Here is a 12,036-nt window from a genome sequence, read left to right as displayed (position 1 = left end):
AACAAAATGCTCAAAAATTGTACAGTATTGAGATTTTATACTTCTATATAATTAACCTATTATATATTTACTGCCAGGAATCTGCGAGATGAGTTTCGTTGTTACTGCACAACATAGGAACGTGATTGGTGTATCCATCTGCATACCGGGCACAGCCTTCCACCAGAAACTCCATGCGGTAAACAGACCGCCTACTACGAAGCAGATTGCCCCAACGGTCAACTTCTTCTGCTGACTCCACTTCATGTGCACACGGATATAGTGAGCCAATACGAGATAGCCTAAATAACCAGAGCTATCGCTGCACAGACTTCGGCCCAATTTAATGTTACAATCCACAACATGAGAAATATCAAATAAAAAAAAAAGCGGCGCAGATGTTTGCAGATTCTAAAATCTGCATCAATTCATAGATTGCTCTTAGCGATATTTGTCAAACAATTTAACAAACCAGTACATCCGTGCCATTTTTTCTAATTTCTGCACACAGGCCGTGAGGCTGAATGCCATTAATACCGTGCAAATAACTGTAATCAGTTTCATATTGTCTTCTATTTACTTGTTCTTTGCTGCCTTTACCCATACAGGCTCTTCACTCATGGCTGGCTTGTTGACTGCCATCACACCTGAGAGGTTGTGGGGCACGTATGGCTCTTCTAGATAGCGGATGTCATCGGCGGTCAGACGGACATCAAGCGACTTTACGGCACCTTCGATATGGTGCAGCTTGGTGGCTCCCACAATGGGTGACTCCACCTTGGTCAGCAACCAGGCAAGGGAAATCTGAGTCATCTCCACATCATAGCGATTGGCCAGTTCCACTACGCGATTCACGATGCGGTTGTCCTGCTCAGCGGTGGCATCGTATTTGAAGTGCATGAACGAGTCTTCGGCCTGTCGCTTCGAAGTCTCGCCCGGACGCTTGGCCAACTTGCCTGATGCCAGTGCGCTGTATGGGGTCATGGCAATGCTCTCTTCGCGGCAGAACGGGAACATCTCGCGCTCTTCCTCACGCATAATCAGGTTGTAGTGGTTCTGCACACTTATGAATTTTGCCCAACCGTTTTTCTCGGCCATCGCGTTCATCTTCGCCACCTGATAGGCGTAGGCATTGGCGATGCCGATATACCGTGCCTTGCCTGCACGCACGGCCTCGTTCATGCCATCCAGAATTTCCTCTGCCGGTGTCTTGTAGTCCCAGATGTGATAGATGTACAAGTCCACATAGTCCATGCCGAGGTGCTGCAGGCTGCTGTCGATGTTGCTCAGTACATGCTGCCGACCATCGATGCCGTTCGTGATTTCCTCCTCTGTGCGAGGCAGGAACTTCGTGGCCACCACCACGTCTTCGCGGCGTGCCATATCCTTCAGCGCCCTGCCCACGAACTGCTCCGAAGTGCCCAGCTGATAGGCTATCGCCGTGTCGAAGAAGTTCACGCCGAGGTCGAGTGACCGACGAATGATTTCGCGTGTCGGCTCTTCGTCAATCGTCCACGAGTGCTGTCCGATACTGGCATCTCCAAAGCCCATGCAGCCGAGGCAAATGCGCGACACGTTGAGGTCTGAGTTTCCAAGTTTTACGTATTCCATTATTATATCTTATTTCAGTTTGTTATACACTTCGTCAGTCACAGGCTCAAGCCACTCATTCGAGGCTCCTTCCTGAGCATCACGGTGATAAGTAAGGTGTTGGAACCATGAATCTTTGGCGGCTCCGTGCCAGTGTTTTACCTCTGCAGGAATGGCGATGACTATGCCAGGAGTCATCTCGACGGCATCCTTGCCCCATTCCTGATACCAGCCACGACCACTGACACAGATGAGTACTTGTACTGCTTTGTGGTGGATATGCCAGTTGTTACGACAGCGAGGCTCGAAGGTAACGTTTATAACACCACCGCCAACGTCAGCCAGATAACTCTGACCGATGAAATACTTGCCGTAAGGGTTCGGTTCGCCTTTCGGCCATTTGCTGCGCAAGGTATACCCCTCGCTGTCGAGCCAGGCACAGAGTTCATCAACCAGTTCCTGACTATTGCCCATGTTCACGGCTCCCTGCTTGTGGGCAGCCAACTGTGGAACAACACCTTCGAGACCACTCAGGGCAGCAACGGTCACTATCTCGCGGTCGGCAGCAGAGAGTTGGTCGCTGGCGAAGATGTCACCGAAGAGGTGCGACTTTAGATAGTAGTCATCCTGCGGACAGAAGTGGTAATCGAAAGAACGGCCAGAGAGTTTCGTCTGCACCTCTGTACCTTGCTTCAGAGCTTTTGCAGCGTCATCCCATATTTCAGGACGTTTCCAAGACTTTCCTTCCTGCCATGAGGGCTGTTTGTTGGCTTTGCCTTCGTCCGTCACGACTCGACCATCTTCGAGCAAGCTCGGATGGCTCTCGCTGCTCCGTCCGTTATCCAACACCTTATTTAGAACGCCTAATGCATTCAGCGAGCGTGGAAAGCCCGTGTAGGCATAGAGCTGTGAAAAAGCCTCCTTCAGTTCATTGATAGTCACGCCGTTGTCGAGTGCCATCTTCACGGCAGGCTCCAACCGTTCTAAATCACCCTGTGCCATCAGGCAGGCACATGCTGCCAATCCCTTTTGTCTTTCGGTCATCGTCTGACCTTGTATTGTCGCCATAGTCATTACTGCTATTATAAATGTTACTATTCTTTTCATCTGATAATCTTAACTTTGTTGAACTTGCTCACGTTCGGAAATAAAAATGAATTTTCATATATTCCGTTTTATTTAACTCTCTTGAAAATTCTGCTCATCGTCTCAGTGGCAAGCGGTGCGAGGTCTTGCAGTTTCAGTGACTTCACCATGTGGAGTGTGCCCTGCTTGTATTTCTGGAAGTGCGCGGTCTGGATGTGGTGCTGATAAGCCTGTTGCGAAGCGTAGATTTCAAGGATTCTTATTTGAGTGCTATCCTCCTTCATCTGATTTGGGAAGAGACAGAGCACACCGGGCTCTTCGGCCAAGCTCTTCTGCTGAATCTCTATTGCAGCAGTGAGATAGGCTTCGAGGTGTTCAGGATGTACTTCTATCTCGGCAATGCGAACGAGCATCGTATCTTCATGCTTTTTCACTGTCGGTTTGTCGGAGGACAGTCCCAACAGCCATTCGGCATTCTTGTGGAGAATCATCTCGCGATACGCTGCAAGATCTGGCTCAGTAATCAGGTACTGTTGCATGCGCTGGAGGCTCTGGGTGAGCACCTGCGGGGCGACGTAGGGATAGTCGGAACCATAGAGCAGATGGTCGGGCGTGGTGATGGTGAGCAACATGCGGATGACCTCTGGCGAGTGGGCACCGGCGAGGTCGTAGTAAAGGGCTGCGAGGTTGGCTTCCCAGTCGATGTCGCCCACAAGTTTATTTGCATGCATCACGGGGGTGAGCGATTTCATCCTTGGAACCATCAGCGGCAGATAGGCTCCGCAATGCGGCACTACCACCTTGACGTTGGGGTAGCGAGCCAGCACATTACGACTGATCATATTCGACACGGCACGGGTGGTCTCTGAGAGATATTCCTGCATAGCGAGGGGTGTCTGCTGCATCACCTGTTTGTTGACGGGGTCTGGACGATGGGGATGTAGGATGACAACGGCCTTCCGCTCATTGAGGAACGAGAAGAGGGGGTCGAGTTCTGGTGCTCCGAGATACTGACCACCTACATTCGTTGCCAGTTTGATACCGTCGGCACCCAGTACATCCAGAGCATAGCGGGCTTCCTCGATGGCTGCATCTACATCGGGTAGTGGCAGAGCTGCACAGAAGCGGAATCTGTCAGGGTGCTCGTATTTCAGTTTGGCTGCTGCCTCGTTGGTGGCACGTACAACCTTCGCAGATGTCGGCTGAGGAGCCGCTAATGTCAAGACTGATGTATGAATACCCGCTTCGTCCATCCACTTTAATTGCGCTTCTGCGTCCCACTTCGGAAGAGGGAATCCCTCGTCAAATAGTCTTCCCTCCTTGTCGAGGGCAGACACAAACTCAGGTGTGATGATATGCGAGTGCATATCAATCACGCCCTGAGCCTGCATCATCGTTGCAAACAGCGTTGCTATAATCGTTGTCCTTATTCTCATAAAAGTACTATCTTTTTTTATTTCTCATCTCCCTTTGGAGGGGTTGGGGGAGGCTATTCCATTGAGTGTTCCCAACCTCCGCGAGTATCAATACCTGTAGCATCTGCGAGAGCTTCGAGGCGTGCAACTTCCTCTGAGGTCAACTGAATCTTAGCAGCCTCGGCAGCCTCGATGACGTGACGCTCTTTGGTGGCTCCGATAATGGGCTGTGTTCCCTTGGCGATAGCCCAGGCGATGCCGATCTGCGAGCACGATGCGCCGTACTTCTTGCCGATGGTGGTCATCTCATTAGTGAGGGCTTCAAGCTGTTCCAGCACGGGGTTATACTTCTTACCTCGGTCGCTCTCTGCGGGCAACGGGTTCTCCTTATTATATTTACCTGAGAGTGCACCCTGTTCCAGCACCATGTAGGCCCAGAACTCGATGCCGTTCTCCTTGCAGTAGTCCAGCACACCACCTTTCTCACTCGAACGATAGAGCAGCGAGAAGTGGTTTTGCACGGCAGAAACCTTAAAGCCTTCCTCGGCGAGAATCTCATTGGCACGACGAATCTCTGCGATGTTATGGTTCGACACGCCTACGCGCTTCACCTTGCCTGACTGCAGCAGGGGAATCAGTCCTGGTGTCCAACGCTCCACGTCCATCGGATTGTGAATCCAATACATGTCGATGTATTCGATGCCCATGCGCTCCATTGAGGCCAGAGCCATTTTCTCAACGCTATTTTCATAAACCTCTGCCAGCTGCGGGGTAAACTTAGTTGAAACCTCCACATCCTCGCGCTTCTTGCCAGCTACAAACGAGCCAAGAATCTTCTCCGACTCGCCCATACCATACACGGTAGCTGTGTCCCAGAGGTTTAGTCCGTTCTTCATAGCCGCGTCGAATACGGGCTTCAAGTTCTCTACGTCGGTCTTGCTGCCGAATACTGCGTCTCCTCCAAATGCTCCTGCGCCCCAGGCCCAGGTTCCTAATGCGATCTTTGCCATAGTTTTCTAATTGTTTTGATTTGATGGTGCAAAGGTACGGGGATTTTTGCAACTTCTGCCTAACTGATTTACTGATAAATCAACCCAAATTACGGATTCTACCAATTTTACATCTTTGTCTCGCAAAAAATGTGTATCTTTGTACCCGAAATGAAGCAAAGTTTGAATGTTGAGTCAGTTAACGACTACGCTCGCTATGTCGGAGCAGAGGAGTTGCATCCGCTCGTCTCGATTATACATTACGACGAGCTGGAGCACTGTCGCCATTCGCTGAACAACTATCAGGTGTACGGTGTGTTCTTGTTGCAGGAAAGCCCTTACACCATTACATACGGGCAGGGTCACTATAGCCACAGTTCTGGTTCGTTGCTCTGCGTGGCTCCAGGGCAGACGGGAGGTGTGAGCGACAATGGTGAGATTATACATATTAAAGGATGGGTACTACTGTTCTCGCCTGAACTGCTTCACGGCACAGACCTCGGACGACGCATAGATGACTATCATTTCTTCTCCTACTATGAAAGCGAGTCGTTGCATCCTACGCCAGAAGAACAAAGAACGATAGAAGTTTGCTTTAAGATGATTCGCAATGAACTGCGTTCTAAACCAGACAACGAGCATCTGCGCCGCATCATCATCGCCTACCTCGAACTGATACTGGAGTATTGCGCTGGATTCTATGAGCGTCAATTCAAGACTGAGATTACAGCTGACAACGACCTTCTGAAACGCTTCGATGATTTACTGAAACACTATTACAGCGAAGGACGGCAGCGCAAGCTCGGCCTGCCCACCGTCCGCTATTGTGCTCAGGAACTGTTCCTTTCGCCTAACTACTTCGGCGACCTTATCCGTCAGGCTACAGGCGAGACAGCCACAGCCATCATCCGCAACTTCGTGATGCAACGAGCCACCGCCTATTTGCACGACGGAAAAACCATCTCAGAAACTTCTGAACTCCTCGGCTTTGAATATCCGCAACATTTTACTCGTGTATTCAAAAAACACTTCGGTCTCACTCCCAGCGAGTTTTTAAGGAAGTCACAAAGATCTACGGCATCGACCTTATGAATTCTTTTTATAGCTCTGTACGGCCCAACAACCCATCAGCGTACCGATGCCAGCAAGGGCTAAGACCTGATGGGCAGTTTCGTGCAGCCCACCACCACGGATGAAGACGGTGCGGATGGCATCAATGAAGTAGTGCATGGGGTTGATATAGGTGGTAAGATACGCCCACTGGGGCATGGATCGCGTAGGGGTGAAAAGTCCCGACAGCAACATGATGCTCACCACAAAGAACCACATCACGAACATGGCCTGCTGCATGGTGTCGGAGTAGTTGGACACGATGAGTCCGAAAGAAGAGAAGAACAGCGCCAGCAGCATAGCAAGCACATAGATGAGCCACACGGGACCAGCAGGTGTGATGCCATAAACGAACCACGCCAACAACAAGCACACGGTGATGACAAACAGCGCAATGAGCCAGTAAGGGATAAGTTTGGCGAGGATGAACGACCACTTGGAAACGGGCGTAACGTTGATCTGTTCGATGGTGCCTGCCTCTTTCTCGCCAACGATGTTGAGTGTGGGCAGAAAGCCTGTCATCAGCATCATCACAATGGCAAAGAGGGCCGGAATCATGAAGAGTTTGTAGTTCTGACCTTTGTTGTATAAGGTGAGAGGCGTGATGTTTGATGTGTGATGTGTGACGTTTGAGGTGACTATCTGGCTCAGATAGGCGCTACCCATTGAGCCTTTGGTGCCGTTGACGGCATTGGCTGCAATGAGATACTTGCCACCGCGAATCTCGAGGATGACATCGGCCCTACCCTTCTCAATGTCCTTCATCGCTTCAGCGTAGGTGGCCTTCTGTCCACCGAAGATGAAATAATTAGAGGCAGCAATCTGCTGTACCAACCGCTGCGACTCCACGGTGTGGTCTATGTCAACCACATCTACCACGATGTTCTTCACTTCCATCTGCATCACCCACGGCATGACGCACATGATGACGATGGGGAACATGATGATGAGTTTGGGAAGAAACGCATTTCGGCGTATCTGCAGGAACTCTTTTTGTATGAGATATTTTATCATAATTGAGAATTCTTACCACCTCAGTCTTACATCAAACTTCTTCAGGGCGATGGCGAGCAACACTACCGTCATACCAGCCAGCACAGCTACCTCGCGAGCCACTTCGCCAAAACCTACACCCATAATCATCAGCTTGCGCATAGCCTCGATATAGTAGCGTGGTGGAACCACAGCAGCCAGCCATTGCAGCACTTGAGGCATCGACTCTACTGGAAACAGCATGCCCGACAGCATCACCACAGGCATGAGCAGTACCATAGCCGACATCAACAGTGCCACGAGTTGCGTCTGTGCCACGTTGGAGATGAGCAGTCCTAACGAGAGCGCCAGCAGAATATAGAGGGTGCTCACAGCCAGAATCCAGAACAGCGAACCAGCAAGGGGCACTCCCAGCACGAAACGCGCCATCAGGAGGATGGTGATGAGGATGGCGAAGGCCAGCACCAGATAGGGCACCGCCTTGGCAATGATTACCATCAGGGGCTTAACGGGTGATACTAACAGTATCTCCATCGTACCTTTCTCTTTCTCGCGGACAATCGATATCGAGGTCATCATGGCACAGATGAGCATCAGCAGCATACCCATGATGGCAGGAACGAAGTTATAGGCAGAACGCATCTGGGGATTATGAAGCATCTTGGAGTTTACCATACTACCCTGCATGTTTGCCAGCACGCCCTGCGCATAGTTCGTCCACTGCGTTGCCATATTGGGGTCGCTGCCGTCAACCATCATCTGCATAACACGATTCTGTGTGAACACCAGCGCCATATCGGCCTGCTGACTGCGGATGAGCCGTTCGGCCTCCTGTGGGGTGTTCACCGTCTGCGTGATAATGAAGTATTCCGATTGTGCCAGTCGTTCTACGGCCTGCTGCGTACGGGGCGACATCTCAGAGGTGACCAACACCGTGCGCACATTTTTTACATCGGTGGTGATGGCGAAGCCGAAGAGCAGCATCATCACCACAGGCATTCCGAAGAGTATCAGCATCGTACGCTTGTCGCGCAAAATATGCTTGGTTTCCTTGATTACAAATGCTATAAACTGTTTCATTTCTCTAAAATCTAAACGCTCAACTGTCACTACGGGTGGCCTGACGGGCCAGATAGGTAAACACATGGTCCATATCGGGCTGGTGGAAACACTGTTTCAGTTCATCGGGTGTGCCGAGGGCGCTGATTTTCCCGTCCACCATGATAGAGATGCGGTCGCAATACTCTGCCTCGTCCATGTAGTGGGTAGTCACGAAGACGGTGATGCCGCGACGAGCAGCGTCGTAGATGAGTTCCCAGAACTGGCGGCGTGTGGCGGGATCAACACCTCCCGTTGGTTCGTCGAGGAACACCACGCCCGGCTCGTGGAAGATAGAGACGGAGAAGGCCAGCTTCTGTTTCCAACCCAATGGCAGCGAGCCAACGAGGTCGTTCTTGTGCTCCGTGAACTTCAGGCGTTCCATGAGTTCATCGGTCTTGCGACGAATCTCATCGTCCTTCATGCCATAGATGCCAGCAAAGAGACGGATATTCTCGGCAACGGTCAAGTCTTCGTAGAGCGAGAACCGCTGCGACATATAGCCTATATGCTTCTTAATTTGTTCATATTCCGTACGGATGTCGAAACCTACCACTCTACCCGTTCCACTGGTGGGCTGGTTCAGGCCTGTCAGCATGTGCATCGCCGTCGTCTTACCTGCACCGTTGGCACCCAGAAATCCGAATATCTCGCCCCTTTTTACACTGAACGAGATGTCGTCAACTGCATGGAAATCGCCAAAGGCTTTTACCAGATGTTCTACTTCAATGACATTCTCCGACTCTTCACTCTTATCTTTTAACTCTTCACTCTTATCTATGCCTGGCGGATTGAAGATACTGGCAAACTGAGAGAGAATATCATCGGGAGTGCCAATGCCGCGCACCTGCCCCTGATCCAGAAAAGCGACGCGTTCACAGCAACGAACTTCATCAAGATAAGGCGTTGAAGCCAAGATCGTTATTCCTTGTTCCTTCAACATAAGCAGCATCTCCCACAGCTCCTTACGGCTCACGGGGTCAACACCCGTGGTGGGCTCGTCGAGGAAGAGTACACTGGGGTGGTGTACCAATGCACACGAGAGCGCCAGCTTCTGCTTCATACCGCCCGAGAGTGCTCCTGCCTTGCGATCTTTGAAGCGTTCTATCTGCGAGTATATGGCTTTGATACTATCGTAACCTTCATCAACAGTCGTTCCGAAAAGCGTGGCAAAGAAGTTCAGGTTCTCCTCGATAGTGAGATCTTGGTATAGCGAGAACTTGCCCGGCATATAGCCCACTCGGGAGCGCACCTCGCGCATCTGTTTCACCACATCGTAGCCATCTACAGTCGCCGTGCCTGCATCGGGCAGCAACAGCGAACAGAGGATGCGAAACATCGATGTCTTGCCGGCACCATCGGGACCTATCAGTCCGAACACCTCGCCCTTGCCGACAGCAAACGACACATCGCTGAGTGCCTGCACCCGCCCGTACGACTTTGATACGTTATTAACAACAATAGCATCCATAGCGGTAGCAAATTATTCACTTTTCATGTAATTTCACCTCGCCGTACATACCAATCTTCACGAATCCATCATTTTTGATAGCCACCTTGACGGCATACACCAGGTCGGCTCGCTCATCGTCGGTGAGGATGGTCTTGGGTGTAAACTCCGAACGAGATGATATCCAGCTGATCGTACCTGCATACTCCTTGCGCTGCCCGTCACCATAGTTAGCAAATACCTTTACCTTCTGTCCAATCTTGAGATTCTGCAACTGAGCAGAAGTAACATAGGCACGCAGTTTCATTGACTCGGTATCGGCTATCTTAAATAATGGTTTTCCAACACTCACGAACTCACCACGCTCCACATATTTCTCGAGCACCGTACCCTTGATGGGAGTCATGATGTGACACTTACGCAGCATGTCCTGTAACAGTGCTTTCTGAACCTCAGCAGTCGAAAGTTGAGAGTTGAGAGTTGAGAGTTGAGTGTTGAGCGATGATATCTGCGCATCCAACTGTTTTTGCAGCACCTTCACCTGGTTCGTGGCATCGTCGAGCATCTTCGAGGGGGCAGCCCCGTCGGCCACCAGTTCGCGGTAGCGCTGCTCGTCCTGCTTGGCCTTAGCCAACTGCTGGCGTGTGGCAGCTATCTGACGTTCCATATCGGGTTTCTGACTCTGATACACCGCTTTGGTGGCATCCGTCTGCTGAATCTTCAACCACGTCTGCGTGGTGTCAATGAGTCCTACCTCTCGAGCTGCCTCCATCTTGTCGCCCTCGTTCACGTCAAACGACAGCAATGCCCCACTCTGTTCGGCAAACACGGTCGTCCCGGTTGCCTCAAACGTACCCGTTGCATCGTATTCTTTCTCGTTGCTTCCGCAGGCTGTCATCATCAGCGCCACACCTGCCAATACATATATTTTTTTCATATACTTATTGATTTGTCGTGTATTTGTTGTCGTATATCTCTTTCAGCATTTCTATCTCGTGTACCGACTGTTGCACACAGGCAGCATGCTCCTGATTGATCTCGCGCACCAGGTCATTCACGTCGATGATGCCGTGTGCCAGCTTCGACTCTGCCGCTTTTCTCACAGCCTGTCGCAGCGCGATAATCTCGCCGTCTTGGACCATCAGTTTCTGGTAGCGTGCGATGTTCTCGTGCTGCTGAATCTGTTCCAAGTTGTTATTAAAGAGGAACACCTCACGATTGTTATCCGTCATATCACGCTGCAACTGCAGTTTTGCCTTGTCGTTCTTGCGGGTATAGAGGGCACCAATGTTCCATGTAACCCGTGCACCGACGATCCCGTTCAGGCTCCATTTATGGCGCATCATGTCCTCAAACATATTCAGACCTGGATAACCATAAAATCCCTGAGCAAACAAACCCACTTTCGGCATCAGCGCAGCGTTCAGCGCCTTCTCCTGTGCATTCAGCACACTGATCTGTGCATCCATCGCCTTCAGTTCCGGGCGACGGTTTTCAGCCATCATACCTCCGCCATCAGCCTTCACCAGTGGTTTCCGTACCTCCGTCACCTCCATCCCACAGAATGTACTCAGCAGGCGCTGTAACATCTGCTTCTGCGATGCCAGTTCGGTGGCTTTCTGTACTGCATTGAGTCGCTCCGCTTTCACATTCTGCAGGTCGCTCTCGGCTGCTGTTCCCCGCCTGGTCATCGACTCCAGTTTGCGTTCGTTGCCTGCCAACAATGTCTGTAGGTCATTGTTCAACTTGATTTGTTCGTCAATCAGCAACAAACTGAAATACATCTCATTCACACGCTTGCGAACATTATAAATATTGACTTCGTTCTGTGCCGCCTGCACCTTGCCCTGTTCACGGGCTATACGCTTCTGACTGCCTATGACACCACCGTCGTAGATAGTCTGCTGCACATCGATACCCACTCGGTACTGATCCTTCGTCAGTCCTCTCATGTCGATGCCCATACCGCTCATCATCGCTTTCATCTCACTGGGCCACGCCGTCACATCACTCTGGTAGGTGGCTTGTGCGGTTGCCGACACTTGCGGTAGCCATCCCTTCTGGATATTGGCTACCGTCAGCTGGGTGGTCTTCTCGACAAGTCCATACTGCTGTATCAACGGATAATTCTTCTCTGCTGCCTGCTGACACTCTTCCAGCGTCTGCCCCTGTACCAGCATGGGCAACATCGTCAAAGCTAAAAACAATTTCTTCATATCATCTTTTGTCATTGAATTCCGGATGCAAAAGTACGATGTTTTTTTCATCGTGGTGTTATCTGTAAGAATGGGGAAATGTTCTTTTTGTTCGATTTATACATAAACAG

General features: G+C 50.8%; 10 protein-coding genes and 1 pseudogene. 1 reads left to right on the top strand and 10 read right to left on the bottom strand.

Going from position 1 to position 12,036, the window contains the following annotated elements; genetic code table 11:
* Window positions 1-51: 51 nt before the first annotated feature.
* From T360_RS0111060 to T360_RS0111035, 5 genes and pseudogenes are all read right to left on the bottom strand, one after another.
* A pseudogene (locus T360_RS0111060) lies at window positions 52-294 on the bottom strand (hypothetical protein); the annotation flags it as partial.
* A 261-nt stretch (window positions 295-555) separates the two neighbouring features.
* Entirely contained in the window at window positions 556-1,590 is a 1,035-nt protein-coding gene (locus T360_RS0111050; protein WP_028912847.1) for an aldo/keto reductase, read from the bottom strand.
* A gap of 9 nt (window positions 1,591-1,599) precedes the next feature.
* Window positions 1,600-2,637 carry a carboxymuconolactone decarboxylase family protein gene (locus tag T360_RS16040; protein WP_155949518.1) on the bottom strand — a complete coding sequence of 346 codons (1,038 nt, stop codon included), beginning with the start codon at window positions 2,635-2,637 and terminating at the stop codon, window positions 1,600-1,602.
* A 107-nt stretch (window positions 2,638-2,744) separates the two neighbouring features.
* The gene (locus T360_RS15225; RefSeq protein WP_231488154.1) at window positions 2,745-4,091 is read right to left on the bottom strand and encodes an amidohydrolase family protein; all 1,347 of its coding nucleotides are present in this window, start codon (window positions 4,089-4,091) and stop codon (window positions 2,745-2,747) included.
* A 53-nt stretch (window positions 4,092-4,144) separates the two neighbouring features.
* Window positions 4,145-5,080: an aldo/keto reductase gene (locus T360_RS0111035; protein ID WP_028912845.1), complete on the bottom strand. Its 936-nt coding sequence runs from the start codon at window positions 5,078-5,080 to the stop codon at window positions 4,145-4,147.
* A gap of 150 nt (window positions 5,081-5,230) precedes the next feature.
* Here T360_RS0111035 and T360_RS0111030 point away from each other — a divergent pair, with 150 nt between their 5' ends.
* Window positions 5,231-6,151, top strand: a complete 921-nt coding sequence (locus T360_RS0111030; protein WP_036929509.1) for an AraC family transcriptional regulator — start codon at window positions 5,231-5,233, stop codon at window positions 6,149-6,151.
* Here T360_RS0111030 and T360_RS0111025 read toward each other — a convergent pair.
* From T360_RS0111025 to T360_RS0111005, 5 genes are read right to left on the bottom strand one after another with little or no spacing between them, the layout of a single operon-like run.
* On the bottom strand, window positions 6,146-7,186 hold the full coding sequence (locus T360_RS0111025) for an ABC transporter permease (RefSeq protein ID WP_028912843.1): 1,041 nt from the start codon (window positions 7,184-7,186) through the stop codon (window positions 6,146-6,148). The genes T360_RS0111030 and T360_RS0111025 overlap by 6 nt on opposite strands.
* Before the next feature lie 9 nt (window positions 7,187-7,195).
* A complete protein-coding gene (locus T360_RS0111020; protein ID WP_028912842.1) occupies window positions 7,196-8,242 on the bottom strand; it encodes an ABC transporter permease in 1,047 nt (348 codons plus the stop codon).
* Between the two features lie 19 nt (window positions 8,243-8,261).
* Window positions 8,262-9,731, bottom strand: a complete 1,470-nt coding sequence (locus T360_RS0111015) for an ATP-binding cassette domain-containing protein (protein WP_028912841.1) — start codon at window positions 9,729-9,731, stop codon at window positions 8,262-8,264.
* A 16-nt stretch (window positions 9,732-9,747) separates the two neighbouring features.
* The gene (locus tag T360_RS0111010; RefSeq protein WP_028912840.1) at window positions 9,748-10,647 is read right to left on the bottom strand and encodes an HlyD family secretion protein; all 900 of its coding nucleotides are present in this window, start codon (window positions 10,645-10,647) and stop codon (window positions 9,748-9,750) included.
* Between the two features lie 4 nt (window positions 10,648-10,651).
* Window positions 10,652-11,926 (bottom strand): TolC family protein, encoded by a 1,275-nt coding sequence (locus T360_RS0111005; RefSeq protein WP_028912839.1) that lies wholly within the window; start codon window positions 11,924-11,926, stop codon window positions 10,652-10,654.
* Window positions 11,927-12,036: the final 110 nt, after the last annotated feature.

It is taken from the genome of Prevotella sp. MA2016, assembly GCF_000619825.1.
Classification (GTDB): Bacteria; Bacteroidota; Bacteroidia; order Bacteroidales; family Bacteroidaceae; genus Prevotella.
The sequence above is the reverse complement of the archived record's forward strand: the minus strand, read 5'-3'. Positions and strand labels throughout refer to the sequence as shown.